The 26,374-nt window shown below is 62.2% G+C and carries 22 protein-coding genes and 1 pseudogene; 16 read left to right on the top strand and 7 right to left on the bottom strand.

The genetic code is table 11. The features are described 5' to 3' along the window. Positions 1-30: 30 nt before the first annotated feature. Genes AC1RWI_RS02230 through AC1RWI_RS02220 form a run of 3 tightly spaced genes read left to right on the top strand, consistent with a single transcriptional unit; the run spans position 31 to position 4,264 of the window. Positions 31-2,391, top strand: a complete 2,361-nt coding sequence (locus tag AC1RWI_RS02230) for an efflux RND transporter permease subunit (RefSeq protein ID WP_492864295.1) — start codon at positions 31-33, stop codon at positions 2,389-2,391. Between the two features lie 13 nt (positions 2,392-2,404). Beyond that, positions 2,405-3,376: a WD40/YVTN/BNR-like repeat-containing protein gene (locus AC1RWI_RS02225; RefSeq protein ID WP_043353798.1), complete on the top strand. Its 972-nt coding sequence runs from the start codon at positions 2,405-2,407 to the stop codon at positions 3,374-3,376. 57 nt (positions 3,377-3,433) lie between these two features. Next, positions 3,434-4,264: a phytanoyl-CoA dioxygenase family protein gene (locus tag AC1RWI_RS02220; RefSeq protein WP_043353799.1), complete on the top strand. Its 831-nt coding sequence runs from the start codon at positions 3,434-3,436 to the stop codon at positions 4,262-4,264. Positions 4,265-4,597: 333 nt separating this feature from the next. Here AC1RWI_RS02220 and AC1RWI_RS02215 read toward each other — a convergent pair whose 3' ends face one another. Next, positions 4,598-6,031 (bottom strand): TetR/AcrR family transcriptional regulator, encoded by a 1,434-nt coding sequence (locus AC1RWI_RS02215; RefSeq protein ID WP_492864292.1) that lies wholly within the window; start codon positions 6,029-6,031, stop codon positions 4,598-4,600. A gap of 698 nt (positions 6,032-6,729) precedes the next feature. Between AC1RWI_RS02215 and AC1RWI_RS02210 the strand changes: the two genes are divergently transcribed. The 11 genes from AC1RWI_RS02210 to AC1RWI_RS02160 all read left to right on the top strand — a co-directional run bounded on the left by AC1RWI_RS02210 (position 6,730) and on the right by AC1RWI_RS02160 (position 17,808). After that, positions 6,730-8,220 (top strand): NAD(P)/FAD-dependent oxidoreductase, encoded by a 1,491-nt coding sequence (locus tag AC1RWI_RS02210; protein WP_492864291.1) that lies wholly within the window; start codon positions 6,730-6,732, stop codon positions 8,218-8,220. 15 nt (positions 8,221-8,235) lie between these two features. Beyond that, positions 8,236-8,493, top strand: coding sequence for an SDR family oxidoreductase (locus AC1RWI_RS02205; RefSeq protein ID WP_492864289.1), 258 nt, complete (start codon positions 8,236-8,238; stop codon positions 8,491-8,493). Then, positions 8,418-9,296 (top strand): phytanoyl-CoA dioxygenase family protein, encoded by an 879-nt coding sequence (locus AC1RWI_RS02200; protein WP_492864287.1) that lies wholly within the window; start codon positions 8,418-8,420, stop codon positions 9,294-9,296. Before AC1RWI_RS02205 ends, AC1RWI_RS02200 begins: the two co-directional genes overlap by 76 nt. A 196-nt stretch (positions 9,297-9,492) precedes the next feature. Continuing rightward, complete coding sequence (locus AC1RWI_RS02195) at positions 9,493-10,989, top strand: flavin monoamine oxidase family protein (protein WP_492864353.1); 1,497 nt, start codon at positions 9,493-9,495, stop codon at positions 10,987-10,989. Further along, on the top strand, positions 10,986-11,669 hold the full coding sequence (locus AC1RWI_RS02190) for a c-type cytochrome (RefSeq protein ID WP_052494937.1): 684 nt from the start codon (positions 10,986-10,988) through the stop codon (positions 11,667-11,669). Before AC1RWI_RS02195 ends, AC1RWI_RS02190 begins: the two co-directional genes overlap by 4 nt. A gap of 35 nt (positions 11,670-11,704) precedes the next feature. Then, positions 11,705-13,201 carry a flavin monoamine oxidase family protein gene (locus AC1RWI_RS02185; RefSeq protein ID WP_492864285.1) on the top strand — a complete coding sequence of 499 codons (1,497 nt, stop codon included), beginning with the start codon at positions 11,705-11,707 and terminating at the stop codon, positions 13,199-13,201. Continuing rightward, positions 13,198-13,887 carry a c-type cytochrome gene (locus AC1RWI_RS02180; protein WP_082055092.1) on the top strand — a complete coding sequence of 230 codons (690 nt, stop codon included), beginning with the start codon at positions 13,198-13,200 and terminating at the stop codon, positions 13,885-13,887. The genes AC1RWI_RS02185 and AC1RWI_RS02180 overlap by 4 nt, the downstream gene beginning before the upstream one ends. 34 nt (positions 13,888-13,921) lie before the next feature. Then, entirely contained in the window at positions 13,922-15,418 is a 1,497-nt protein-coding gene (locus AC1RWI_RS02175) for a flavin monoamine oxidase family protein (RefSeq protein ID WP_492864283.1), read from the top strand. Beyond that, positions 15,418-16,098 (top strand): c-type cytochrome, encoded by a 681-nt coding sequence (locus AC1RWI_RS02170; RefSeq protein ID WP_492864281.1) that lies wholly within the window; start codon positions 15,418-15,420, stop codon positions 16,096-16,098. The genes AC1RWI_RS02175 and AC1RWI_RS02170 overlap by 1 nt, the downstream gene beginning before the upstream one ends. A 245-nt stretch (positions 16,099-16,343) precedes the next feature. Then, positions 16,344-17,033, top strand: a complete 690-nt coding sequence (locus AC1RWI_RS02165) for a hypothetical protein (RefSeq protein ID WP_492864279.1) — start codon at positions 16,344-16,346, stop codon at positions 17,031-17,033. Between the two features lie 73 nt (positions 17,034-17,106). Continuing rightward, positions 17,107-17,808, top strand: coding sequence for a TetR/AcrR family transcriptional regulator (locus AC1RWI_RS02160; protein ID WP_492864277.1), 702 nt, complete (start codon positions 17,107-17,109; stop codon positions 17,806-17,808). Positions 17,809-18,013: 205 nt separating this feature from the next. On the opposite strand, the gene AC1RWI_RS02155 is transcribed toward AC1RWI_RS02160, so the two are convergent. Genes AC1RWI_RS02155 through AC1RWI_RS02145 form a run of 3 tightly spaced genes read right to left on the bottom strand, consistent with a single transcriptional unit; the run spans position 18,014 to position 22,854 of the window. Next, positions 18,014-21,121 (bottom strand): efflux RND transporter permease subunit, encoded by a 3,108-nt coding sequence (locus AC1RWI_RS02155; RefSeq protein ID WP_492864275.1) that lies wholly within the window; start codon positions 21,119-21,121, stop codon positions 18,014-18,016. Further along, on the bottom strand, positions 21,118-22,260 hold the full coding sequence (locus AC1RWI_RS02150; protein WP_492864273.1) for an efflux RND transporter periplasmic adaptor subunit: 1,143 nt from the start codon (positions 22,258-22,260) through the stop codon (positions 21,118-21,120). Before AC1RWI_RS02150 ends, AC1RWI_RS02155 begins: the two co-directional genes overlap by 4 nt. 36 nt (positions 22,261-22,296) lie before the next feature. Continuing rightward, positions 22,297-22,854 carry a TetR/AcrR family transcriptional regulator gene (locus AC1RWI_RS02145; RefSeq protein WP_043353821.1) on the bottom strand — a complete coding sequence of 186 codons (558 nt, stop codon included), beginning with the start codon at positions 22,852-22,854 and terminating at the stop codon, positions 22,297-22,299. Positions 22,855-22,934: 80 nt separating this feature from the next. On the opposite strand from AC1RWI_RS02145, the gene AC1RWI_RS02140 reads away from it, so the two are divergent. Together AC1RWI_RS02140 and AC1RWI_RS02135 are read left to right on the top strand one after the other, a co-directional pair. Beyond that, positions 22,935-24,347: an efflux transporter outer membrane subunit gene (locus AC1RWI_RS02140; protein WP_492864271.1), complete on the top strand. Its 1,413-nt coding sequence runs from the start codon at positions 22,935-22,937 to the stop codon at positions 24,345-24,347. Positions 24,348-24,389: 42 nt separating this feature from the next. Then, entirely contained in the window at positions 24,390-24,941 is a 552-nt protein-coding gene (locus AC1RWI_RS02135; protein WP_492864269.1) for a hypothetical protein, read from the top strand. A 39-nt stretch (positions 24,942-24,980) separates the two neighbouring features. Here AC1RWI_RS02135 and AC1RWI_RS02130 read toward each other — a convergent pair whose 3' ends face one another. The 3 genes and pseudogenes from AC1RWI_RS02130 to AC1RWI_RS02120 all read right to left on the bottom strand — a co-directional run bounded on the left by AC1RWI_RS02130 (position 24,981) and on the right by AC1RWI_RS02120 (position 26,352). Continuing rightward, the gene (locus AC1RWI_RS02130; protein ID WP_492864267.1) at positions 24,981-25,253 is read right to left on the bottom strand and encodes a hypothetical protein; all 273 of its coding nucleotides are present in this window, start codon (positions 25,251-25,253) and stop codon (positions 24,981-24,983) included. Between the two features lie 41 nt (positions 25,254-25,294). Next, positions 25,295-25,573: pseudogene (locus AC1RWI_RS02125) on the bottom strand (AMP-binding enzyme); the annotation flags it as partial. 62 nt (positions 25,574-25,635) lie between these two features. After that, on the bottom strand, positions 25,636-26,352 hold the full coding sequence (locus AC1RWI_RS02120) for a hypothetical protein (protein ID WP_492864265.1): 717 nt from the start codon (positions 26,350-26,352) through the stop codon (positions 25,636-25,638). Between the last annotated feature and the right edge of the window lie 22 nt (positions 26,353-26,374).

Genomic DNA, 26,374 nt, shown 5'->3' with positions numbered 1-26,374 from the left:
GCAGCCAGAAATACTTGAAGGGGTAGTGTCGTGTTGAATCGTCTTGTTGCGGGGCTGGAAAAAGCCTTCTTCGGCCACCGCGCGATCGTGCTCGTGGTGATCGGTCTGTTCACCGCAGGGATGGCAGTCTTCGCCGTGCAACTGCGCATGGATGCGGGCTTTGAGAAGCAGATGCCGATCGGCCATGAATACATCCAGACGTTCCAGAAGTACCGGAACGATCTGCTTGGGGCCAATCGCATCACGGTGGTGGTACGCGCGAAAAAGGGTTCCATCTGGACGCCGGAGGGGCTCACACGTCTGTACAACGTGACCCAGGCCGTCATTTACCTGCCGAACGTGGATCGCATCGGTGTGCGCTCGCTGTGGACGCCCAACGCGTTCGTCAACGAGATCACCGAAGAAGGCTTCCGCGCCGAGCCGATCATCTCGGGCAACATCACGCCGGATCAACTGACGCCTGAGGTCGTTGCGAGCATTCGTCGCGCGACTACGCTCGGCGGCTATGTCGGCACGCTTGTCTCGCACAACGAAGACAGCGCGATGATCACCGCTGAGTTGAACGAGCGCGATAGCGCCGGCAAGGTGCTCGACTACGTGGCGTTCAACCACACGCTCGAAGACAAGATCCGCAAGCCGTTCGAAGATGCGGGATACGAGGTCCAGATCATCGGCTTCGCCAAGCAAATTGGGGACATTGCGGATGGCGCCAAGGGTGTGCTCGTCTTCTGCGCGATCGCGCTGCTACTGACGGCCCTTTCGGTGTACTGGTACTGCCATTCGGTGCGCTTCACGGTGCTGCTGATTGTGTGCTCGCTGTCGTCGCTGGTTTGGCAGTTCGGCACGCTGCGGCTGCTGGGCTTCGGGCTTGATCCGCTGGCGGTGCTCGTGCCGTTCCTGGTGTTCGCCATCGGGGTGTCGCACGGCGTGCAGCAAGTGAACTTCATCGTGCGCGAGATTGCCCGCGGCAATAGTTCCTACGACGCCGCCCGCCACAGCTTCAGCGGCTTGCTGATCCCCGGTGTGCTGGCCCTCGTTACCGCGTTCGTATCCTTCATCACGCTGCTGCTAATCCCGATTCCCATGGTGCGGGAGCTGGCGATCACGGCATCGCTGGGTGTGGCCTACAAGATCGTGACGAACTTGATCCTGTTGCCGGTGGCTGCCTCGTGCTTCAACTTCACGCAGGCTTATGCGCAGAGCGCACTAAAGCGTGCGGCTTGGCGCTCGGCGGTCCTGCGTCCTCTGTCAAAGGTCGCCCAGCCGAAGTACGCCGGCGTCACGCTGTTGATCACGTTGGTGGTGTTTGGGCTCGCGGTCTGGCAGAGCCGCGACCGTGTGATCGGCACGCTGCAGCCGGGCGCGCCGGAGCTGCGCGAGGAAGCGCGTTTCAACCGGGATGCGGCGTCGATTGCCGGCAACTACGACATGGGCCTCGACTGGTTGTCGGTGGCGATCGAGTCGAGCGGCAAGGCTTGTGACAACCCGGCGGCCGGCCTGTATGAGGACGAGTTCACCGCCGCCATGCGCACCGAGCCGGGCGTAGTGTCCGCCCAGTCGTACTCGGGGATGCTGCGCACCTACAACGCGGGCTACAACGAAGACTATCCAAAGATGAACGTCGTGCCGATCGACCCCGAGAACTATGGGGCTGTGTCGGTCGATGTGGCACGCCTGAAGGGCTTCATGACGGCGGATTGCAGCATGACGGCTGTCCATCTTTACCTGACCGATCACAAGGCGACGACGATCAACCGGATCCTGGATGACATCAAGCAGTACCGCGCATCGCATCCGTTCCCGGGTATCAAGATCCGCCTCGCAGCGGGTAATGCCGGCGTGCTGGCCGCCACCAATGACGAGGTGGAACACAGCGAGCTGCCGATGATGCTGTACGTCTACGCAGCCATCGTGATCCTGGTGTTCCTGGCCTACCGCGACTGGCGCTCGATGCTGGCGTGCTGCGTGCCGCTGACGGTGGCCACCTTCATTGGTTACTGGTTCATGAAGGAACTCAAGATCGGCCTGACGGTGGCGACCTTGCCGGTGATGGTGCTGGCGGTGGGCATCGGCGTGGACTACGCGCTGTACATCTACAACCGCCTGCAGCGGCACCTGGCCGAGGGCGACCCGATCGAGCGCGCGATGGAGCGTGCGCTGGAGTTCGAATGTGTGGCGACGATCTTTACTGCCATCACGCTGGCCGTCGGTGTGGCGACATGGAGCTTCTCGGCCCTGAAGTTCCAGGCGGACATGGGCAAGCTGCTGGCTTTCATGTTCATCGTGAACTTGGTGATGGCGATGACCGCACTTCCAGCGCTGGCCTCGGTGCTGGAGCGCTGGTTCCCGCGGCGCAAGCCGGCGCGTGCACCGGGCCTGTTGAACCACTGATCCGGAGGCAACCATGATGAAAACCATCTTTACCAGCATTGCACTGTGCGCGGCTTCTGTGGTCCTTGCACAAGCACCCTCCGAAGGCACGGTCGCGACCTGGAGCGCCAAGCCCGCGCATACGTGGCCAGTGCCGACCAACAGGATGCTGCTGGACGCCACGCGCGCCGGAAAACGCATCGTCGCCGTGGGCGAGCACGGCATCGTTCTGCTCTCCGACGATGAAGGCAACACGTATCGGCAGGCGCGCACGGTGCCGGTGTCCGCCACGCTATCCGCTGTCTCCTTTGCCGATGAAAAACACGGCTGGGCAGGCGGGCAGTGGGGTGTGATTCTCGCGACGAGCGATGGCGGTGAGACATGGCAAAAGCAACGGATGGACACGGCCGTCGATCAGCCGCTGTTCTCTGTGCTATTTACGAACGACCACGACGGCATTGCGGTTGGGCTGTGGTCTTTGATGCTGCAGACTCATGATGGTGGCAAGACGTGGACCAAAACGACGTTGCTAAAACCACCCGGGGGTGGCAAGGCCGACCGCAATCTGTACCACGTGTTTGCGGATGGTAAGGGCGCGCTCTACATCTCGGCCGAGCAAGGGACGGTGCTCAAGTCGGCCGATGGCGGTGCCACTTGGGACTACCTGGCAACGGGCGGCAAGGGCTCGCTGTGGTCGGGTGTAGCCATGCCCGATGGGCGGATTGTGGTGGGTGGTCTGCTCGGCAGCCTGTTCCAAAGCAGCGATGGCGGATCGACCTGGCAACCATTGAAGGCTGAGACCAAGAGTTCGATCACCGGTCTTGTGGCATCGGGCAAGGGGCTCCTTGCGGTTGGGCTGGATGGGTTGGTGATGAAGCAGCGCGAGGACGGTGCGCCGTTCGACGTAGCTCAGCGCCCCGACCGAGCAGCGGTCACGGCAGCGGTGATCGATACGGGCGGCAGGCCGATTCTGTTTTCGAAGGATGGCGTGCTCGCTGGGCTTTGAGCGCGTTTGTGATGCTGTTTCGCACACATCGGTTTAACGAGGCAAGAGGAGATTGACATGCAAGTGACTGCGCAGATGAAGCTGGAATTGGCTAGTGATGGTGCGACCGTCGTCCGAGGCTTGTTTCGCTCGGAGCGACTCAAGCAAATGCGCGAGGCGTTCGACTACGGGGTCGCCCATCCGAGCGCACAGCACGGCTACGCGTTCGAAGGCACGCCGGACGAGCATTTCAACGACTACGGCAACTTTGACAACCGCGATGTGCACGTTGCGACGGTCAAGGCGTTGGAACTCGATGCACTTGTGGCGTCGCTCTGGGACACCGAGCATGTGTGGTTGATCGGTGAGGAAATCTTCATCAAGAAGGGCGGCAAGGCTGGCCGGTCGCCGTGGCACCAGGACACTTCGTACTATCCAATGAGCGGGCCGCAGATGCTCAATATCTGGACCTGTTTCGAGAGGATTCCCCGCAAGAATGCGCTCGAAATCGTGCGAGGCTCCCACCTCGGCATTCAGTACAACGGTACCTCCTACGACGACCCGAACAATCATACCAAGCCGTTGTGGGCCAATACCGATTGGCCCCAACTGCCCAACATTGAGGCTGAGCGCATGAAGGATCCTGTGTCGTGGGATGTCCTTTCCTGGGATCTTGAGCCGGGCGATGCGCTGGTGTTCCACTCCGGCTCCCTGCACGGTGGTGCTCCCGTGACCCCGGATTGCCCGGATCGCCATACGCTGGTCTACCGGTTCCACGGCGACAAGCTGTTCTACCGGCCCCTGCCGACTGGGGGATGCAACTTCGGTTATGACATTAGCGAGCTCAATGATTCGTCGCTGACGCCGGGCGAACCGTACCGGCCCCCATATTTCACGCAGTTGCGTTGACGCATGAGAAGTGCCTCGGCAGCGGTGGCGTAGCACCTGGCTGGGGTCGCGTCTGACCACAACGACGCCGAGGTTCTTTAGAACAGTGCACAGCGATTCGGTGCAATTGAATGTGTGCGCTGGTGACGTCTCCTGGATCCTAGGTTCGGTCTCCTCTGGGGTCTTTCGATGCCGTGGCAGCACGGCATCTTTTTTCCTAAGCGGGTCGGATTCTTCTTGAATCTGGCGCGCGACCGCGTCGGCGGTCGGACATACAGCCGCGATCTCGAGTCCGGGTTGCTTCCGGGCAGCCAGCCAATGGGCGTATCCGTGCGGCTTGTTGATGCTCTTGCTTTATGGAACGTCGTTGGTAGCGATGCGTCCCTGCGCGATAAGTGCTGTCATCACCATCACCAGTTCGAATGCGCGGTCCTCGCTCACGGATTGATGCTGAGCGTCAAACCGCAGCATCGTTACACCGTCCAGCAGTGCTGTGATGAGTGTCGCGCGAGCAAGGCATTCCCGCGCGGTTGCCGACGCGTCGAGTTCGCGGATGAGATCGGCCCAGATCACCCGATAGGCGGCATAGCCGTTTCTCACATACTCACGCGTGATCTCTGAATGCTGGGCCAGCGCCCACATCTCCGACCAGAGTTGCTGTACCGCAGGAACACAGGATTCGTTGAAGTTTTCTGCGGCAATTTCGAGCATGCGCTCCTGTGTCGGCTTGTCGCTTGGTTTGCCGATCTCCGAGTAGCGGTCCAGATAAGCCTGCCCCACCGCCTCCATCGTCGAGCGAAGCAAGTCGTCATGGGTCGGGAAATAGTTCTGAAGCACTGATGGCAGGACGCCAAGTTCTCTTGCCACCCGTGCCAAGGTGAAGTTTGCATAGCCTTCCGTCGCCAGCAGGTTGGCGGCGATGGAGATGATCTCGTTAATCTTGATCTCTCTACGCTTCCCCTGGGCTGTCGGCCGATAGTGGAAGGTGTCTTGAGCCGACTGACGCACGCGCAATTCCAGTAGGGCCGGTTGTAGATACCCGTCAGATCCAAAAACGCTGACACGGAGATCGCTACCGTCGTGAAGCGTGCGTGGACGACGAAGGGGCACCTCGTTTTTCAGCGTCGCTGCTGAAGCACTCACGACCATCTTTACGGCGCGCTTCGCAACACGAGCGAGTTCGACATAGTCTCTTCCCGGGTAATCGCCGTGCGATGCAAATAGCGTCATGCCGTCCATCTGGGCGCCGATGACGGCGGCACGCACCAGACATTCTTCGCTGTTCAACGTGGGGTGAAGCTCCGACAGTAACTTCGCAAAGATGCCTCGAAAACGCGCCTGCATATCGTCCAGCAGTTCCGCGACAAAGGCGTCATGCGAGGCGAATGCCCAGATCTCCACCATGAATTTCGGCAGATCGGTCTCGTTGATGTTCTGGAAGATGCGATTGATCAGCACGGAGCAACGTTGTGCTGCCCCCGTGCCCGGACGATTCGCAATCGCTGTGTAGTCCTCCATGACCTGGCTCATATAGGCCGGGACCGCGGTGCGCAGCAATTCTTCTGTCGTTCGAAAGTAGTACTGGAGATTTCCATGGGTGATGCCCATGCGATCCGCTACACGACGTATTGCGAACCCGGCATAGCCGTCATCCTGAAAGACCTGGCGGGCGGTATCAATGATCTCCCGAATGCGCTGTTCCCGATTGCGCCGCGTTGACGGCCGCACCTCGGACTTGGCTCCCTCCGAATGGTCAGGGGCTCCTCGCTTGATCGCGCTATTTTGCACGTCGACTCTCCCATGGCTTGTACAAGACTTCTGCAGATTATAGGCCTATCCGACGGAAGAGGAAAAACGCCGCTTCTTTCTCCGCTGCCTTTGTGCATAAGAGATGACTGCTTGCGTGCGCCGGGCGCTCGCCTACGTCTTTAACTCAAGCACGTAGCGGACGACTGTCCGCGCCAACCTTGCACTGCGAAGCCCCTTAGTTGGTCTGCTGCGCTACGCAGCACCTTGCAGCGTGCGAAGTTGAGTCGGCATGACACCGTTTGCGTCGCGCTTGGTCGGTGTTTTCCCTAGCGTCTTCGTCCTTGATTGTAGGCCGTAGCGACGTTAATATTAGGCCGTCATAACGTAATTCTAGGGCTGAAGATACGTTCATGCTTGATTGGTATCAAATGCGGAGGAGCCGGTGGATTTCAGTCATCGCAGTGCTGCTTTGCATGCGGGTTCCGAGAGGTGCTGCACGCCTTCCCAACTTGGTGGTGAAACAGGAGAAGGGCGGCGTCGCTTCTCTTTCCCCCGGACATGAGAGCCGGCTTCAACGGATGTGCAGTGCACCGTCGCGCATCCATTCACGCCGGCACCGGCCAGCTCTATGAGCCGGTTACACCACTGCGTGGCGAGGCCGGTATGCGCCAGGGTCAGGGCATCGAAGAGGCGGCACAGGTTGTCCACATTTTGAGCAAGGATTGAGGGAGTCTGAAATGAGCACGGTTGTCGAGTCAAAGCAGGAAGAGCCAGCTGAGCGTGCGGGAATGACCCGGCGCAATTTCGTGAAAGGTGCGGCAGCCGCGGCCGTTGTCGTGCCTGCCGTGGCGGCGATGCAAAGTGCGCGCACGGAACCGGTGGAAGACGGCAAAGAGCGAGCCGACCTCGAAAAGTATCGGGCGCTTGGGGGATGGGTTGAAAAGCCCGACGACATGCAACCTGCGCTCGAAGGCGATGTCAGCGCGGATGTGGTGATCGCCGGCGCCGGTTTCGCAGGCCTTTCCGCGGCAGTGGAGCTCGCCAAGCAGGGCGCGAAAGTGGTTGTCATTGAGCGTGAGTTTCCCGGCTTTGGCGCAAGCGGCCGCAACGCGGGCTATCTGGCCGGCGCCATGGGGCTCGAATACGATCTGATGCTCCGGGATATCAGCAAGGAGCAGGCGACGCAGATCGTCCGCTACTACGACGACGCAGTCGGCTTCGTCGAAGGCAAGCTCAAGGAACACGATATCGACTGCGAGTACGTGCAGTCCGGATGGATCCGTGTGGGCGTGCATCCATCGCAGGAAAAGAAGATCCGCGAGGAGATGCAGATCGGTGCCGAACACGGCCATAAGTCGGAGTTTCTGGATCAGGCGCAGATGCGCGCGCGCGGGATCCCCCCCGCGTTCCTGTTTGGCGAATACACACCGACTGGCGGCACGCTCCACCCCGGCAAATACGTGATGGGGCTGCGGCGTGCGGCACTGCGGGCCGGCGTGAAGCTTTACGAGAACACGCCGCTGCTGTCTTACACGGAAGGCCCCGTCATCCAGGTGAAGACCCCGGGCGGTAGCGTCAGCGCCCCGGTGCTGATGTTTGCCACCAATGCCTACACCCCGCAGCTCGGCTTGCTTGCAAACAAGGTGGTGCCATTGCGGATCTCGGCAATCGAGACCGAGCCGCTGTCCAAAGCGCAACTGGCGTCGCTGGGTTGGCCAAGGCGCGAAGGCATCATCACCGGCCACTACGCCATGGAAAGCTTCCGCCTGACGGCACGCAACACGATCATCTCCACCGTCAAGCGCATCCACTATCCATACGGCTCAAAGACGCCGAATGTGCCCGCCTACGATCAGTATCGTGAATTGAGGACGAACCTCCATGAGCGCTTGCCGATTTTGAAGGACGTCGCATTGCGGCACTGCTGGAGCGGCTATATCAGCGCCGCCGGCGACGCACTTCCCGTGGTCGGCAGAAGCGGCGCGAACCAGAACATTTACTACACCGCAGGGTGTTCTGGGCATGGTGTAGCCAGTCAATCCATGGTGGGGCACATGATTGCCCAGCACATTCGCGGCACCGAGCCGCCGCTGCTGACTGCGTTGCACCACGACACGCCCTCGCTGCCGCCCGAGCCGTTCCGGTGGTGCTTCATCAATGGGCTACTGGTCGGCGCGAACGCGATGGACGATTGGGTGAACCGCAAGGTGCGCGACGCTTCAGCCTGAAGGTTCCAGAAATCGATGCCTGACAAGGTACTCGAAGGATTCCGCTCCAACTGCTGGCAGCGCCGCCTGGGCTCGCCAAATGAAATCGCAAACGTCTATGCGTTCCTTGCCTCCAGTGAGGTCAGCTTTATCAACGGGGAAGCGATCGAAGCGGGTTCGCAGTTGTTCAGTCTTCAATATCATCGTGAGGTAACACCATGTCCGTTAAGCGTTTCCCCAATTCAGCCGCGCCCTCTGAACTCGCGTCCGCCATTGAAGCGGACGGCGGTGTGATCGTGAAGGGCTTCCTCAGCCCCAGCCTGCTCGAGAACCTGAAGCAGGAACTTCTTCCGATGCTCGAAGCGACCCCGAACGGGGTGGACGAGTACTTTGCCGGTGCACAAACGCGGCGGCTGTCACGTCTGTTTGCACGCACCGACCATATGGTCGACGTCGCGCTGAACCCGCTGTATCTCGAAACCGCACGCCTCATCCTGCAGAAGCCGATCAAGCTCTGGAGTGGAGAGAACCAGGTCGAGGTGGCGCCCGATATTCAGGTGGGTGTGACGCAGGCCATTCAGATTCGCCCTGGTCAAGGCGTGCAACCGTTGCACCGTGACGATTCGGTCTGGCTTTGGCGGCACCCCGGCTACAACCGAGAGGCTCGCGTGCAGATCATGATCGCCATCACCGATTTTTCTGAAGAGAACGGTGGGACTTTGGTCATCCCGGGCAGCCACAAGTGGGATGACGAACGCATGCCAAAGCAAGAAGAGGCGATCCCGACCTCGATGGACGCGGGCGATGCGCTGATCTTCATCGGTTCGACGTACCACGGAGGTGGTCAGAACCGTAGCAATACGCCGCGCACGGGACTGACCATGTCGTATGACCTCGCGATCTTGCGACAGGAAGAGAACCACTACCTGACATTGCCGATCGAGCGCGTCAAGCGCTTTCCTGAGGAAATGCAGCGGCTGCTTGGGTGGTCGTGCAGCACGACCTATGCGGGATTTGTCGAGCGCAACGGGGTGATGACTGACCCGCAGGCGTTGCTCCAGCAGGACGACTTTGTCGAGGTCGGCCACTTCGACTGACTCCAGTGCATCCGTCCCTCCCATGGATCGCATGGGCGGGGGCTCTATCGCTTCAAGAGCGGTGCGGGCCGGATGCCACTGGCGCGATGCCCGAGGGCGTCAGCACGCTGTCGCAACAGTATATCGACGGCTGTGGGCGATACATCGCAAGCCAATAGATCACGCAGATTTTTCAAGTTGGGCACGGGGAGTCAAGGTGGACGACATTGCAAAGAAACACGATGAGGCGCCCGAGGCGGCTGCGCTCACGCGGCGCGGCTTTCTCGGCATGGCCGCATCGGTGACGGCAGTGGCGACGGTAGCAGTACTGCCGAACGTGGCGAGCGCTGTGAGTGCCGCCGGTGACGAGCGCGACGTGCTCGAAGTGGCCATCATCGGCGCCGGGCTGGCCGGCCTGACCGCGGCACGTGACCTGAAGCGTGCGGGGTGCGAGTCCTTCGTTGTGCTGGAAGCGCGCGACCGCGTCGGCGGACGGACCCTCAACCACGATCTCGGCAACGGCTACTTCTCGGAAGCGGGTGGCCAATGGATCGGGCCCGGCCAGACTGCGGTTGCCGATCTGGCTCGCGAGCTGGGGGTCGGCTCCTTCCTAACGTACTGGGAGGGCAAGGCCGTGATGCTTGCCGGCAACGCACGCGCGACCATCGCAATCGATGGCGGCTTTGACACGGATCCGAAGCTGCGGCGCGAGCTCGAGGAGATGGCCAGGAGCGTGCCGACCGCCGCGCCGTGGACGTCACCGCGTGCTGCCGAGTTCGACGCCATGTCGCTAGCCGACTGGCTGGCAACCAAGCACCTCACACCGGAAGACCAAATCGGCTGGGCGCTCGCCGCGCAGCTGACGACGGGTACTGCACCGGAAAAACTATCGATGCTGCACTATCTGTCCCTGATCAACTCGGCTGAATGCAATTACCGGCAGCTCGAAGCAGTCAAGGGCGGTGCACAGGAGAGCCGCATTGCGGGTGGCTCGCAGATCCTGTCGATCAAGATGGCCGAGGCGCTGGGCGACAAGGTGCGCCTGTCGACCCCGGTGCTGCGCATCGAGAACTGGCAGAACGGACCGGTGACCCTCCACACCGCGAAGGGCGTGATCCGCGCGCGCAGTTTGATCGTCGCGCTCTCGCCGCCGCTGTGCAATCAGATCACCTTCGATCCGCCGCTGCCGGAAAAGCGCCGGGAAATGCAGCGCCGCTGGCCTGCCTATGCACCGATGCGCAAGACGGCGCATGTCTACAAGAAAGCGTTCTGGCGCGACAAGGGCTTGAACGGCATGGTCGTGCAATTGAAGGGGCCGGTCCAATGGGCCTTCGACAACTCGCCGGAAGATGTCTCGTTCGGCGTGATCTCGGCCTTTGCGAACAACGGCGTGCTGCCGTCCGACCCCAAGGCTGCCGAAGCCGAGCTCTCGCGCATCTATGCCCAGGCGTTTGGCGACGAGGCGTTGCATCCTGTCGCGTACCACGAGCACGACTGGGGCAAGGCTGACAACTGGTCACTGAGCTGCACATCGCCCATCCCTCCGGGCTTTCTCACCAAGTACGGCGATGTGCTGCATCCGTCAATCGGCCGGCTGATCTGGGCAGGTACGGAAACCGCGGAAATCTGGATTACCACCATGGACGGTGCCATACGGTCGGGCCACAAGGCGGCATTGCAGGCGCTTCAGGCCGTGGCAGAGCTGAAAGCATGACGAACACGAAAACGAAATCACGCGGCCGCGGCAAGCGGATTCTGGTGCTGGGGGGCGCGCTGCTGTTGGCCGCAGTGGTGGTCGGCGGCGTCATGTACGGGCCGGAGCTCTATGGCCTGCTGCAGTTTGGCAAGCAGCTCGATCAGATCACGCAGGAGGACACGCGTGTCGGCGGTCCATGGCCGCGCGCCAGCGAAGCGTGCGTGTCTTGCCATGGTTATGGGGGCAATGCACGTGCACAGACCTATCCGCGCTTGGCGGGTCAGCCGGAGGCCTACCTGAAGAAACAGCTCACCGCCTTCGCCAGCGGCGAGCGCAGCAATCCGACCATGACGTCGCTGGCGGTGAGCATGTCGCAACGCGAGCTTGACGGCTTGGCGGCGCATTTCTCGAAGATGACGCCGCTGCCGAACACGACGTTCCAGGCGGATCCGGCACGCGTGGCGCGCGGCGAGGCGCTGGTCAAGGCCAACAACTGCGCCGCTTGTCATGGTCAGCAGTTGGAGGGCAAGGACCTGTATCCGCGGTTGGCCGGGCAGGGTTACGGCTATCTGCGCGATCAGCTGACCAGCTTCAAGAGCGGCGCACGCCGCGATGCCACCGGCTCGATGCCGGTAGTCGCCAGAGCGCTGTCGCAACAGGATATCGACGACCTGGCGCAATACATCGCAAGCCGATAGACCACGCAGATTTTTCAAGCTAGGCGGGAAACAAGATGGACGTTATTGCAAAGAAACGCGATGAGGCGCCGGAGGCGGCCGCGCTCACGCGTCGCGGCTTTCTCGGCATGGCCGCGTCGGTGACGGCCGTGGCAACGGCGGCGGTACTGCCGAAGGTGGCGAGCGCTGCGAGTGCTGCAAGCGATGAGCGCGGCGTGCTCGAGGTGGCCATCATCGGCGCCGGGCTGGCAGGCCTGACGGCGGCGCGTGACCTGAAACGTGCCGGATGCGAATCCTTCGTTGTGCTGGAGGCGCGCGCCCGCGTCGGCGGACGCACCCTCAACCACGATCTCGGCAACGGCTACTTCTCGGAAGCAGGCGGCCAATGGATTGGGCCAGGCCAGACCGCAGTCGCCGATCTGGCGCGCGAGCTCGGCGTCGGTACGTTCCTCACCTACTGGCAAGGCAAGTCCATGATGCTGGCCGGCGATGCACGCGCCGCGATCGATATCGGAGGCGTACCCGGTACGGATCCGAAGTTTCAGCGCGAACTCGAGGCGATGGCCAAGAGCGTGCCGTCGGGGGCGCCGTGGAAGTCGCCGCATGCCGCCGAATGGGATGTGATGTCGGTCGGCGACTGGCTGGCGAAAAAGAACATCGCGCCGGAGAACCAGATCGATTGGGCATCCAGCTTGCGACTGACGAGCGGCACCTCGCCGACGAAACTATCGCTCCTGTACTACCTGTCGATGATCAACTCGGCCGATTGCAAGTACGAGCGGCTCGAAGGCACCAGTGGTGGTGCGCAGCAGGCCCGTCTCTCGGGCGGTTCGCAGATCCTGTCAATCAAGATGGCACAGGCACTGGGCGACAAGGTCCGATTGTCGACCCCCGTGTTGCGCATTGAAAACTGGCAGAACGGGCCGGTTGCCATCCACACCCCGAATGGCGTGATCCGTGCGCGCAACGTGATCGTCGCGCTCTCGCCGCCGCTGTGCAACCAGATCGCCTTCGATCCGCCGCTGCCGGAAAAACGCCACGAGATGCAGCGGCGCTGGCCCGCCTATGCGCCGATGCGCAAGACAGCCCATGTCTACAAGAAGCCGTTCTGGCGCGACAAGGGGCTGAGCGGCTGGATCGCTCAAATCAAGGGGCCGGTGCTATGGGCCTATGACAACTCGCCGGAGGATCTCTCGTTCGGTGTGATCAACGCGTTTGTGCACACCGGCTTACTGCCATCCGATCCGAAGGTGGCCGAGGCCGAATTGACGCGCATCTATGCCGAGGCGCTCGGTGACGAGGCGCTGCATCCCGTGGCCTATCACGACCGCGACTGGGGCAAGGCAGATCCATGGACGCTGACCTGCGTCTCGCCGATGCCACCCGGCTTTCTCACCCAGTACGGTGAAGCCTTGCATCCGTCGGTTGGCAGGCTGATCTGGTCGGGCACGGAAACAGCAGACATCTGGGCGGGCTACATGGATGGCGCAGTGCGTTCCGGCCACAAGGCAGCATTGCAGGCGCTGCAAGCCTCGGCAGCGAAGAGGGCATGATGAATACGACGACGAAAACGAAACCACGCAGCCGCGGCAAGCGGATGCTCATCCTCTCGGGCTGGCTGCTGTTAGCTGTCGCCGTGATCGCCGGCATCATGTACGGGCCGGAACTTTACAGGCTGCTGCAACTGGGTCATCAGGTCAACCAGATCTCGCAGGATGACACGCATGCCGGTGGTACCTGGCCACGTCCGAGCGAAGCGTGCATTGGCTGTCATGGCTACGGAGGCAATGCGGGTAGCCAGATCTATCCGCACTTGGCGGGGCAGCCGGAGCCTTATCTCAAGAAGCAGCTTGCGGCATTCGCCAGCGGCGAACGCAGCGATCCAAACATGACGCCGATGGCGCTGAGCATGTCGCCGCGCGAGCTGGACGGTCTGGTGGCGTTTTTCTCGAAGACGGCGCCGCTGCCGAATACGACCTTCCGTGCCGATGCAGCGCGCGTGGCACGTGGCGAAGCACTGATCAAGGCCAACAACTGCGCCGCCTGTCACGGGCAGCAGTTGGAGGGGAAGGACGTCTATCCGCGATTGGCCGGGCAAGGCCATGACTACCTCATCGATCAGTTGACGCGCTTCAAGAGCGGTGCGCGACGCGATGCCACCGGCGCGATGCCGGCGGTCGTCAGAGTGCTGTCGCAACAGGATATTGAAGACCTGGCGCAATACATCGCAAGCCGCTAGAGCGCCCAATTTTTCAAGCTAGGCAGGAGACAACATGGACGATATTCCAACGAAGCGCGATGAGACGCCAGAGGCGGCCGCACTCACGCGTCGCGGCTTTCTCGGTATGGCCGCATCCGTGACAGCCGCGGCGACGGTAGCCGTACTGCCGAAGGTGGCGAGCGCCGCAATTGCCGCGAGCGATGAGCGCGACGTGCTCGAAGTGGTCATCATCGGTGCTGGGCTGGCCGGCCTGACCGCGGCCCGTGACTTGAAGCGTGCCGGATGCGAGTCCTTCGTGGTGCTGGAGGCGCGCGACCGCGTCGGCGGACGTACCCTCAACCACGACCTCGGCAACGGCTACTTCTCGGAATCGGGCGGCCAATGGATCGGGCCGGGTCAGACCGCGGTTGCTGATCTGGCACGCGAGCTGGGCGTCGGCACATTTCCCACCTACTGGCAGGGTAAGACCATGATGCTGGCCGGTGACGCTCATGCCGCAGTCGATACCGAGGGCGGGTTCGGCACGGATCCGAAGATTGCGCATGAACTCGAGGAGCTGGCCAAGAGCGTGCCGTGCGGCGCGCCGTGGAAATCGCCGCGCGCCGCCGAGTTCGACGCGATGTCGGTCGGCGACTGGCTGGTGAAAAAGAACATCGCAAACGCAGACCAGATCGGTTGGTCGACCGGCTTGGCGATCACGGGTGGCGCCTCGCCGGCGCGACTGTCGCTGCTGCACTGGTTGTCGATGGTCAATTCAGCCGAATGCAATTACGACCGGCTCGAAGCGGTCAAGGGCGGCGCGCAACAGACCCGCATCTCCGGCGGTTCGCAGATCCTGTCGATCAAGATGGCGCAGGCGCTGGGTGACAAGGTGAGGCTGTCGACCCCCGTGCTGCGCGTCGAGAACTGGCAGAACGGACCGGTCGCCATTCATACCGCGAACGGTGTGGTTCGTGCGCGCAACGTGATCGTCGCGCTCGCGCCGATGCTGTGCAACCAGATTGCCTTCGACCCGCCGCTGCCGGAGAAACGCCACGAAATGCAGCGCCGCTGGCCGGCGTTTGCGCCCGGACGCAAGACGACGCATGTCTACAAGAAAGCGTTCTGGCGCGACAAGGGCTTGAATGGCTGGATTTTTCAACCGGGGGGGGCGGTACTTTGGGCGTACGACAACTCGCCGGAGGATGTCTCGTTCGGCGTGATCAACGCGTTCGTGCACATCAGCATGCTGCCGGCCGATCCGAAGGAGGCCGAGGCCCAACTCTCGCAGATCTATGCCCAGGCGTTTGGCGACGAAGCGCTGCACCCCATCGCGTTCCATCAGCGTGATTGGCTCAAGGCAGATAAATGGACGCTGAGCTGCGTGTCGCCGATGCCGCCCGGCTTTCTCACCACGTACGGTGAAGCCCTGCATCCGTCTGTTGGCAAGCTGATCTGGTCGGGCACGGAAACGGCGGAAATCTGGGCGGGTTACATGGATGGTGCGGTGCGTTCCGGCCACAAGGCAGCGTTGCAGGCGCTGCAGGCCGTAGCCGGGCGGGAGGCTTGATGAATACCACAACGAAACCACGCAGCCGTGGCAGGCGGATGCTTATCCTGTCGGGCTGGCTGGTCTTGGCCGCCGTCGTGGTCGCCGGCATCGTCTACGGACCGGAAGTCTATGGCTTGCTGCGTGTAAGCAATGAGGTCGACAAGATCTCGGAGGACAACGCACGTGTGAACGGCCCTTGGCCTCGTGCCAGCGACTCCTGTGCTTACTGCCACGGCTTCGAAGGCAACGCCGTTACCCAGGCCTATCCGCGCCTGGCGGGGCAGAAAGAGGCGTATCTCAGGAAGCAACTCAAGGCATTCGCTAGTGGCGAGCGTAGCGACCCGACCATGACGCCATTTGCGCTCAGCCTGTCGGAGCACGAGTTCGAGTCGATGGTGACGCATTTCTCGCAGATGACGCCGCTACCGAACACGAGCTTCCATGCCGATGCGGCCCGCGTGGCACGAGGCGAAGGGCTGGCCAAGGCCAAGAATTGCGCCGCCTGCCACGGGCAGCAACTGGAAGGCAAGGACGCGTATCCGCGATTGGCCGGGCAGGGCTACGACTACTTGGTCGATCAGCTCACGAACTTCAAGACCGGTAAGCGCCACGAATCCACCGGGGTAATGGCGACGATGGCCGGCCCATTGTCGCAACAGGATATCGAAGACCTCGCGCAATTCATCGCCAGCCGATAAGAAGGAGACAGGCCATGACACAACGCGTGATTCATCCCACGTGGTTGTGTCTCTTCGGCATTAGCTTGCTGCGCAAGCGCGCACCAGCCTTCGTTGGCACGGAGATAGCGCCGGCCGCCTGACATACCTGAACGAAGCCCACATGGATCGGCAGTGTCATCTCGCGTCGGGGTGATACCAGGATTGATGTTGATGTGAGCAAGCGTAATGGTGATTCAAATTCAAAATGACCATTGGAATGCATCATGGAACTCAAATTTTATCTTTATTGCCTCGCTGATCTTGCACTGATCACGACTTCGCTCATCTATGGCGTGAAGCTTCTCAAGAAGCGCAACTTCCTCCTCGGGCTCGAGTGGCTGGTTGTGACGTTTTCGGCGTCGAATATCATGCTCAATGCCTTAACTGGAGAAAACGTCTTTTATAGCATCGCTCTTTTTTGCGATGCATTTTCCAGGGCCGCCGGCATACCCATTATCGCCATTGCGGGCATGATGGCGGTGACGCATCGATACAAGCCATCGGTTCTCGCTGATGTCCTGTATGTGGTGGGCGCGTTGGTGCTGACCGTCATTGTGTGGGGGGCTGACTTCATGGTCGAAGTCAAGCCCTATTTCTATCTGGTGATGTGGTCGTTGTTCTCGGCTTACCTTGCTTACGTTGTCAAGAAATTGCTCAGCGTCGGAGAGAAGTTTCACGCCGTGAGTGTGACCCTGGCACTGGTATCTGGGCAGATTATTGCGAGTACCTATGACTTCTACCATATCCCTGGTGATGAAAATCACGTGATCTTTTATATCTTCGCGTTGCTTACCTGGTCTTACCAGTCTGTTTCGGCGTATTACGCCTATTGCGCCTTGGAGCGCGCGCAGGAAAAGGAACTGAACCTGAATCGAGGTTATGCCGTCGGCGGCCTGGGGCAGATTTCGCGGTGATCACGCCGCTTTCGTAGAGATTCCTTCAAAGGCTCTCAGAACGAGTGGGGCATGCACTTTTGGAGTGAGTGCCGTGAAGCGTCAAAGCTGCGTGCCGTCCGCTAAACGCTGGGTCCGACGCAAGGAAACCCGGCCGCAAGAGCTGGTCTCCGCTGCGTTGGTCCTGTTCGTTGCACGCGGCTATGCGGCCACGCGGCTGGAAGATGTCGCCTCTGCTGCCGGGGTATCCAAGGGCACGGTCTACCTGTATTTCGCCAGCAAGGAAGCGCTGTTCAAGGCAGTGATCCAGGAAAGTCTGTTGCCTGTGCTGGCTGAAGGCGAGGCCTTCATTGATACCTTCGAAGGCACCAGCGAGGCGCTGCTGCACGAGATTCTGATGGGCTGGTGGGAGCGAATTGGTGAATCCCCTGCCTCGGGGCTGACCAAACTGTTGATCGCCGAATCGGGCAACTTCCCCGATCTCGTGCAGTACTACAGCGTGGAAGTCATAGAGTGCTATGACCGGCTGTTTGCATCCATCCTGGCACGCGGCGTGGCGCGGGGCGATTTTCGAGAAACCGACGTGCATCAGACCACGCTGGCACTGGTCGCACCGATGCTGTTTCTGAAGATGTGGAAGCACTCCTTCGGTATATGTGCATCCAAGGCGCTGGAGCCGAAGGTGTTCATCACACATTTGGTATCGCTGGTGTTGCACGGCCTGCTACGCGATCCCGCTCCGGGTACAGTACTTCCCGCGCCTCCACCAATTACGGCTCAGCCCTGGGGCATCTAGCGGCGAAGTTTCCGCATGCTGTATCCGAGGCTTATTCGAATCGAGTGTGGAAAGCTGCAAGTTGCCACACGCCAGCATTGCAGTTTTGTTTGGGAGAGAGCGTTGCAACCAGCTCCCCAAAAGCCAACGGGGTGGTCTTCCAGACCACCCCGTTGGCTTTAAGAGATCGACGCAGTGCAGGTCCTGCATCAAGACCTGCGTTGCATCAGGAGTGCGCGACAGATCCGGAGGACTCGCCGCTGCGGCGTTGTTCCAGCCAGCGCGCCAGCCGGCCGCCGAATAGCAGTTCGTAAAGCACCGGCACCAGACCCAGCGTGATCAGTGTGCCCAGCAGGAGCCCGCCGATGATGGTGAGCGCCATGCCCGCCCACAGGCTGCCGCCAAACAGCAGCAGGGGGATCAGACCCGCCACGCACGTCAGCTTGGTCATCACGATGGGGCGCAGCCGAGCCACGGCCGCAGACACTACGGCTTCGCGCCGGGGCTTGCCGGCGGCCAGTTCGGCCTCGATGCGCTCCAGCAGCAGCACCGCGTTGTTCACGATGATGCCGGCCAGCGACAGGATGCCGAAGTTGGCCATGAAGCCCAGCGGCTCGCCGCCGAGCAGCAGTGCAGGCGCCACACCGATCATCGCAAACGGGATGATGCCCACGATCAGCGTCAGCTTGCGGAACGAGTTGAACTGCCAGACGAACAACAGCAGCATGGCCACCACCGCGAGCGGCAGGTAGGTCTCGAGGGATGCGTTGGAATCGGCGGCTTCCTCGATCTCCGCACCCATTTCGATACGGTAGCCCGGGGGCAGCGTGATCTTTGCGATGCCAGGGGCAGCGCGGTCGACGGTCTGTTGCGCAGTGGCCTGCGTACTGCGGCCTTCCACGGTCAGCGTACGCACCAAGTCGCGGCGACGAATGGCCGACGGCTCAGAAGACAGCGACACACTCGCCAGTGCAGACAGGGGCACGGGTGCCGCACCGCTGGCCGGGTGGATTAGCGTGTTCGCCAGGTCTTCGGGGCGAGCGCGTTCAGCATCGCTGCCACGCACCACCAGCGGCACGAGCGTGTCGCCGTCGCGCAGGACGGACACCTCCACGCCGGTATAGCGGGCGCTCAGCGAGGTGGCGATATCTTCACTGCTGATGCCCAGGCGGCGTGCCTTGCGCTGGTCGATCTGCACGTCCACAAGCGGTACGCGGGGGCCCCAATCGTTGCGCACCTGCACCATCCCCGGCAGCGGGCGCAGTACGCCTTCGATCTTGCTGCCAATGTCACGCAGTACGGTTTCGTCTGGGCCGCTGATCCGGTAGGCCACCATGCCTGCATCGTTCGTACTGCGTGAGAAGCGCTTGGCATCCACGCGCACATCGGGATAGCGCTGCGCCATCCACTGGCGTGTGCGCTGGATCATGGGAGCAACATCCTTCGCACTCTGCACGCTCACCGTGAAGTAGCCCACGTGCGAGGCTGGCAACGGCGGATTGAGCACCAGCACGACGCGAGGGCCGCCATCTGCCACGTAACCGATGCTGGTCGTGACTTCGGGGTTCGCTTTCTTGTCGCTCAGCCAGTGGCTCAGGTCGCGCACCACAGCTTGCGTGCGTCGTGCATCGCTGCCTGGCTGCAGCTCGATTGCAACCTGGTACTGCGGGCGTTCCGACGGGGGCAGGAACCCGGCCGGCACGCGCGAGAGCAGCAACATCGAGCCGATAAACAGCACCGTCATCGCGGTCAGCATCGTGCCCTTGTGGTCGAGCACCTTGCGGATCACGCGGGCATAGCCTGCGTAGAAGCCGGTTTCTTTCGGCGGTTCGTCGGCGTTGTGGTGGCCGGGCTTCAGGAAGTAGTAGCACAGCAGTGGTGTCACCGTCAGGCACAGCAGCCAGGAACTCAGCAGCGACAGCGCCACCACGATCACCAGCGGCCGCAGGTATTCATTGACCGTGGTGTTGCCGAAGAAGAATGGCGAAAAGGCGAAGATGATGACCAGCGAAGAGGTCAGCAGCGGAATCCCCAGCGTTTGGCCAGCGCGGATGCAGGCCGTTCTGCGGTCTTCGCCCATGGCCAAGCGTCTTTCCACGTCTTCGGCAATCACGATGCCGTTGTCCACTAGCAGGCCCAGCGCAATGATGATGGCCGCCATTGAGACAATATGCAGCTCGATGCTCAAGGCGCGCATCACCAGCAGCGTGGCGAGAATCGTCAGCGGCACGATGCTGCCGACGATGATGCCGGCTCGCCAGCCCAGGAACAGCACCACCACCGTCATCACGATGATGATGGTCTCTTCCATCACGCGGTTCATGTTGCCCATCTCGCGCTCGACCACGTCGGCCTGGAAGGTCACGAAGTCCAGCGAGAAACCGGCGGGCAACTGCTGCTCCAGCTGAGCCACGCGCTCCTTGAGTTCCTGGCCCAGCATCTTGATGTTTTGGCCGGGGCGCATCGACACACCCAGCACCACGGCGTTATCGCCGCGATAGATGGCTGCAGACTCCGGTGGGTCCGCCGGCAGCACGCGTATCCGGGCGATGTCACCCAGGCGGACGGTGGCCGGCGCCGTGCCAGCGCTGGCGGGCACGGCCAGCACGAAATCGCGCAACGCCTCCAGCGAGCGGATCTCACCTGAGGCGACCACAGCACTGTTCAGGCCCGAGAGCACGACCTGCCCGCCCGAGAGCACTACGTTCTGCTGGTGCAGTTGCCGCAGCACAGCGTCGGCACCCAGGCCCAGGCCGGCGAGGCGCGTGCGGTCGAATTCGATATAAACCCGTTCGTCCTGCAGCCCGTGGAAGGTCACGCCCTGTACGCCCTTGATGGCGTAGATGCCCTCACGCAGGCGCTTGAGCGGCTCGCGCATCTCGCTCATCGAGAAACCCGGTGCGGTGACCGCGATCGAGGCGATGGCCACGCGGCCAAAGTCGTCGTTGATCTGCGGCGGCAGCGTGCCGGCAGGGAAAAGTGGGCGAGCCTCTTCGATCTTGGCGCGCATGCGCTGCCAGACCGGCATCAGATCGCGGAGTTCATCGCGCAGGTTGACCTGCAGGATGACGGTGCCGGGGCGCACCGTGCTCGTCACGTGCTTGAGCTCGGGCAACTGTCGTAGCCGCCCTTCCAGCGGACGTGCTACCAACTGCTCCATGCGCTCTGCAGGCAAACCTGGGTTGGCCACGATGACGATCGCGTCACGGACGGTGGTAGAGGGTTCCTCTTGCGATGGAAAGCCTAGGAAGGCGAAGACGCCCGACACCAGAATCAGCAGCGCGGCGAAGAAAGTCAGGCGGGTACTGTTAAGCGCGCTTTCGGTGAGCTTCATTGCGCGGCCCCTTCCGCTGTACCTTGAAGCAGGGTCTGCATCGGCTGCGCTTGGGCGAGCTGGCCCTCATGCAGGAAGGCAGTGCCTGCCACGACCACACGGTCGCCGGCCGTCAGACCTTCGGAAACCGTGACGCGGCCCTCTCGCTGCACGGCGGTGCCCGCTTGCACGGGGCGGCGCTGCAGCTTGCCGGCTTGGTCCAGTACAAAGACGGTTGCATGGCCCGGCTTGTCGCCCCACATGACGGCAGGCGCCGGCACGGTGACAGCATTGGGCGCGTTGCGGTTAGGTAGCTCGACCGACACGACGCCGCCGCTGCGCAGATGTTTCGAGCCAGCCGCACTTTGCGGCACGCGGAAGATCGCCTGCACCAGCGAGCCGTTGTCGCTGCGGGCGGACAACCGTTCCAGCGTAAGCGGAAACGACTCGGTGTCGCTCTTGCCTTGGGCGCTGTCTCCGGAAGAGAGGGGGGCGGCGACGCTGTCGGGCAGCATGGCAACCACCTCCAGTGCGTTGCCGGCTTGAATCTGCAGGATGGCCTGGCCCGGCGCAACATCAGAGAAGGGCTGCGTCAGGCGTGCCACGACTTCGCCGTCAAACGGGGCGGTGATGTGGGTGAGCGCCAGATCCCGGCGGGCCGTAGCGAGTGCTGCATCGGCTGCTGCTAGCTGACTTTGCGCAAGCTGGTGGGCGGCCCGTGCAGATTCCAGCGCCGTCTGCGAAATGATCTTGTCGCGTGCCAGCGCCTCTTGCTGCTGCAATTGGGTGCGGCGCTCCACCACGGTTGCTGCGGCGGCGGCACGGTCGGCTTCTGCCTTGTTCAGGCGCCAGCGGGCTGGAGACTCGTCCAGCCGTGCGAGCACCTGCCCCGCACGCACCCGGTCACCGACCTCGACGGAGATGGCCACCACCCGGCCGGCGGCCTCGAAGCCCAGGTCGCTGCGCTGGCGCGCGCGCAGCGTACCAACGAAGCTGTCGGCCGATGCACGGGCTCTGGATGCCCCCACCACCTCAGTCTTGACGGGCTTGGGAGGTGCGGCCACCTGCGTGGCAGATTGGGTGCAAGCGCTCAAGGCGAGTGCTGACGCCACGGCCGCGAGGGCTATAAAACCAGCGGTGGGCTGGGAATGGGTACGCATGGGATAACCTTCTAATCGAAGCGGTGAGGCAAGGGGTTAGGGCAGATCGCGTGCCAGTTTTTCCACCGTCTTGCGCATGGCCGCGCGCTGATCAGGGGTGAACTCGTGCAGTTGGAGCAGTTCGAGCAGCAGCAGGCCGTCCAGCGCAACTGACAGCAGTTGCGCCAGACCTGCCTTGGGGCCGCGGTCCAAGGCTTCATAGCTGCGGGCAAACAGCGCTTGGACCGGCGGTAGCAGGTGAGGGTGAGCCGAGGCCGCCGCCAGCATATTGGTCATGAGCTGCTTCTGGCTGGCGGGCATATCGAAGGTGAAACTTGTCAGCTCGGCCATCTTTGCCCGTGGCGAGACTGGTTCAGCATCGTTCGGCGCTGGTACGCCGACTTGTGCGTCCAGCTCGGCCACCATGCGCTCGACAAGGGCGGTGAGCAGATCATCACGTGTCTTGAAGTGATAGATCAGCCCGGCTTTGGTGATGCCGACGGCATCTGCCGTAGCCTGGATGGTCAATTGCGTCACACCGCGCTTGGCCATTAGATCTGCCGCGGCATCGAGAATCTTGTCGCGAGAGTTGGAGGACTCAGTAGGTGCTGCCATGGGATCTCCTGCTTGTTGGAACTTTACCATACGTATAGTATAGTTGAAGAAATCGACTCGTCAATGCCCGGAGCTATTGCATGTACCCTCTGATTTCTTCCGCTGCCCCCGTATTCCGCCGCTCCACCTGCCAGACGCTGCTTGGCGCAGCGGTGTTCATTCTGATTGGGTTGGCCGGCTGCGCCACGGCCCCGGCCGGCTCCGCACCGGCGGCAACCACCGTCAACGTGCCTAGCCAATGGAGCGAAAGCGCAATCGCCACCAAAGGCGTCGTGGCCGCCGAGTGGTGGCGTGACTTCGGTAGCAATGAACTGGATGCGCTGATTGATACAGCGCTGAAGTCGAACCGAGACCTGAAGATCGCAGCGGCCCGCTTGGCCCAGGCTCGCGCACTGACGGATGGTGCGCAGGCCGAGCGCCTGCCTCAGTTGGGTGCCGTGGCAGGTGCGCAGCGTGGCCGGGAGACGGGGATCGATCCACGCGCCGAGCGCAGCTTCGGTGGCCTACGCGCGAGCTGGGAAGTCGATGTCTTCGGGCGGGGTGCTCTGGCTGTCGACGCGGCTCAGGCGGATGCACAAGCGGCTACTCAGGCGTTGCGGGCAACGCAGATCGCGCTCGCGGCTGATGTGGCAACCGCCTACTTCGAGCTGCAGACACTTTTGCACCGAGTGGTGTTGAACCGCCAGGCGATTGCCCTTGCACAGCGCCAGGTCGAAGTGGTTCGCCGCAAGTTTGAAGCTGGGCAGGCCACTTCGGTGGATGTGGAGCGCTGGCAGGCAGAGCTGGCGCAGGAGCAGGCCGTTACGGAGCAGCTGGATGGTTCCCTGCGGGTGCGTCATCGACAACTGGCCGTGTTGCTGGGCGTGAGCGAAGCACCAGTGCTGAATTTGCAGGCGACCGCCAGTACACCGCAGCCGCCGGCCACCTTGCTACCTGGCGAACTGCTGGAGCGCCGCCCGGATGTTTTGCGCCAAGCTCGCGCGCTGGATGCTGCCCTGGCACGTGTGGGCGTGGCACGTCGTGAGGTCTATCCCCGGCTGCAGATCGAGTGGGCTAACACGCGTGAACGGACGGCGATCGTTGGCCAATCCGCGTCTCCGCAGGTTGTATTGGGCTACGGCGTCTCGTTGACGTTGCCGATCCTGGATGGCGGGCGTATCCGTGCCAACATCGCGGTCAACGAGGCCAGGGCCAACGAAGCGATGGCCGAGTATGAAAAAGCCATGCTGGCCGCATTGTCGGACGCCGAGGTGGCCTTGGCACAGTGGTCCACCTCGGAGGCCTCTTTGAGCAAGTGGCAGCAGGCGCAAGCTGCGGGCGAGACTGCGGCACTGCGCGCGGAACGCCTGTTCGATGCCGGCCTGACAGATGTGAGCTCGGTACTGGATGCGCGGCGCAGCTACCTGCGTGCGCAGGATGCCGTCAGTCAAGCAGAAGGCGCGCGTTGGGCGGCTGCAGTGGGCCTGCGTCGCGTGTTTGCCGGCGCGGTTTGACATGAATATGAGACAGCTACTTCGCCATTCAGGAGACTGCGCATGAGCCAGGCACAAGCGTCGGAAGACCGGCAACTACGTTTCGAGGCATGCCGCTTCGCGATCGATACGTTCGTAAAGATCCACCTGGAACATATTGAGGGCGCAAGACTGCTGCTCACGAGCCATCTGCGCATGATGTTCACGCTGTCGCTCGGGGCACTAGCGGGGTTGATCACGCTGTACGCGTCGATCCTGCGCTTTGGCGCCGTCGACCTTCATGCGCCTGGCAGCATGGTGCGCGTGGGCTTTGCGATGGCCGCGCTTGCTTCCATGGTGGTATCGGCGCTGCTGTCCGCCGCAAGCCTGCAGCGTGCTAGTGCCGATGCGGCACAGCTCTTGCGCGATCCTTTCCCGGATACGGACAACGCGTTGACGAACATCTTCGACAAGGTCGACGCGAACGAGCGTCAGATCCTCCAGTCTGTGAATCAGGCGCTGGAGGCGCGTGTGGCACGGCACCCTGGCTTCGATGCCAACACGCGTACGCCGACCATACTGCTGGTGGTAGGGGTTGTCATGGCGGGGCTGTCGTTCTTTGAGGCCACTATCTGAGCCACCGAGCGATGTTTGCGGCCCGGGGGCACTTCGCGATCAACGCGGGCGGCGCGCAGCATCGGCCATCGGCTTCCAGTGCAGGACACCGAAGAGCAGCGTCAGCAGCACGCTATCGAACAGCGGCCCCTTATGCAGTGCCACCTTTCTGAAGCAGACCAATACCTCAAGCAAATGCACGCCCAGCAGCACCGCCGCCATGATGCGCACCCAGTGGATGACGTCCGGCGATAGTGGCAGCGCCGTCAGGTAACTGCAGACTGCGACGCCATACACAATGAGCAGCAGCAACTTGCTGGGGAGGGTGAACACGGGGGAATCTCCAGAGAGGGATGCGGGCTGCGGTGATCGGATCAACTTGCGGCTCCTGCGGCCTTCGCGGCTTCGTGATCCTGAAGCTCGCGCCACATGATTTTGCCGGTGCCCGATTTAGGCAGTGACTCGACAAATTCAACAATGCGCGGTGCTTTGTACACCGCGATGTTCTCGCGGGCCCACGTGATGATGTCGTCCTCGGTCACGGCTTGCGCATGCTGTGCATTGCGCACGACGAACGCCTTCACCGTCTCGCCGCGATGCGTGTCGCGCGCGGCAATCACGCAGACCTCCTGAATCGCTGGGTGGTAATACAGTGCGGAGAGGTTGCCGTGGGCATGTTTCGACTCCAGACTTCACGTGGGTGGTAGACGAGGGGTTAAGCCCGAATGACATTCGGCACCGCAAGCGTCGGCGCGCGACGCAGCAACTGCCAGCCAAACACCAGCATCCAGAGCGGCAGGGCCAGGACGCCGATGGTTTCGCCCGCATCCGTGACTGCAGCAAGGCTAGGGAAGAAGCCGCAGACGAAAAAGACGCCGAAGCCCCAGCCGACGATATGGAGAAGGAACGATCCGCGCCAGCCCGACTGTTTGAGCAGTCTGGCGGCAATCGATGTCCAGAAGAACACGAGCGGGCCTTCCACCCACCAGAACCCGTTTTGCGTGGCATTGGCGATGGCGGTCCACACGGCTGCCGCTGCAACCTTCGCACCTTCGTCCCCGCTGGCATACACATGCGCGAGCGGATGGAGGGTCGACAACTGGAGCACCGCCCCGGCGACCCCGCAGACGATATAGACCGCGACAGCAATGGCGATCATCTCGCGGAGCGCCCCAAGCTCTTCACGGAACGTGTGCAGGAAGTAGCCTCCGATGGCCACGAACGGCAGATAGAAGCCCAGCACGTCGGCCAGCATCCACCAGCGGAACAGGTTACGCCCTTCGGCGGACAACGCCAGCATTGCCGGGCCGTGGGGCACCATTTCGATGTCTCCGCCCGTGACGACCACCGAAAGGCCGAGGGTGGCGCAAGCCGCGAGACCGCCAAAGATGGCGTTCCAGGCCGTGAACCTGGCTACGTTATACGAGTTCATATGCATCAATCTCCGGGGGCGC

Source organism: Cupriavidus sp. MPR-AND1C, assembly GCF_058809705.1.
The sequence above is the reverse complement of the archived record's forward strand: the minus strand, read 5'-3'. Positions and strand labels throughout refer to the sequence as shown.

What these genes read in the sequence shown, in the direction of transcription:
- AC1RWI_RS02225 (WP_043353798.1), top strand. Translation starts at nt 2,405, where the DNA reads ATGATGAAAACCATCTTTACCAGCATTGCACTGTGCGCGGCTTCTGTG.
- AC1RWI_RS02220 (WP_043353799.1), top strand. Translation starts at nt 3,434, where the DNA reads ATGCAAGTGACTGCGCAGATGAAGCTGGAATTGGCTAGTGATGGTGCG.
- AC1RWI_RS02210 (WP_492864291.1), top strand. Translation starts at nt 6,730, where the DNA reads ATGAGCACGGTTGTCGAGTCAAAGCAGGAAGAGCCAGCTGAGCGTGCG.
- AC1RWI_RS02205 (WP_492864289.1), top strand. Translation starts at nt 8,236, where the DNA reads ATGCCTGACAAGGTACTCGAAGGATTCCGCTCCAACTGCTGGCAGCGC.
- AC1RWI_RS02200 (WP_492864287.1), top strand. Translation starts at nt 8,418, where the DNA reads ATGTCCGTTAAGCGTTTCCCCAATTCAGCCGCGCCCTCTGAACTCGCG.
- AC1RWI_RS02190 (WP_052494937.1), top strand. Translation starts at nt 10,986, where the DNA reads ATGACGAACACGAAAACGAAATCACGCGGCCGCGGCAAGCGGATTCTG.
- AC1RWI_RS02185 (WP_492864285.1), top strand. Translation starts at nt 11,705, where the DNA reads ATGGACGTTATTGCAAAGAAACGCGATGAGGCGCCGGAGGCGGCCGCG.
- AC1RWI_RS02180 (WP_082055092.1), top strand. Translation starts at nt 13,198, where the DNA reads ATGATGAATACGACGACGAAAACGAAACCACGCAGCCGCGGCAAGCGG.
- AC1RWI_RS02175 (WP_492864283.1), top strand. Translation starts at nt 13,922, where the DNA reads ATGGACGATATTCCAACGAAGCGCGATGAGACGCCAGAGGCGGCCGCA.
- AC1RWI_RS02170 (WP_492864281.1), top strand. Translation starts at nt 15,418, where the DNA reads ATGAATACCACAACGAAACCACGCAGCCGTGGCAGGCGGATGCTTATC.
- AC1RWI_RS02165 (WP_492864279.1), top strand. Translation starts at nt 16,344, where the DNA reads ATGGAACTCAAATTTTATCTTTATTGCCTCGCTGATCTTGCACTGATC.
- AC1RWI_RS02155 (WP_492864275.1), bottom strand. Translation starts at nt 21,121, where the DNA reads ATGAAGCTCACCGAAAGCGCGCTTAACAGTACCCGCCTGACTTTCTTC.
- AC1RWI_RS02150 (WP_492864273.1), bottom strand. Translation starts at nt 22,260, where the DNA reads ATGCGTACCCATTCCCAGCCCACCGCTGGTTTTATAGCCCTCGCGGCC.
- AC1RWI_RS02145 (WP_043353821.1), bottom strand. Translation starts at nt 22,854, where the DNA reads ATGGCAGCACCTACTGAGTCCTCCAACTCTCGCGACAAGATTCTCGAT.
- AC1RWI_RS02140 (WP_492864271.1), top strand. Translation starts at nt 22,935, where the DNA reads ATGTACCCTCTGATTTCTTCCGCTGCCCCCGTATTCCGCCGCTCCACC.
- AC1RWI_RS02135 (WP_492864269.1), top strand. Translation starts at nt 24,390, where the DNA reads ATGAGCCAGGCACAAGCGTCGGAAGACCGGCAACTACGTTTCGAGGCA.
- AC1RWI_RS02120 (WP_492864265.1), bottom strand. Translation starts at nt 26,352, where the DNA reads ATGAACTCGTATAACGTAGCCAGGTTCACGGCCTGGAACGCCATCTTT.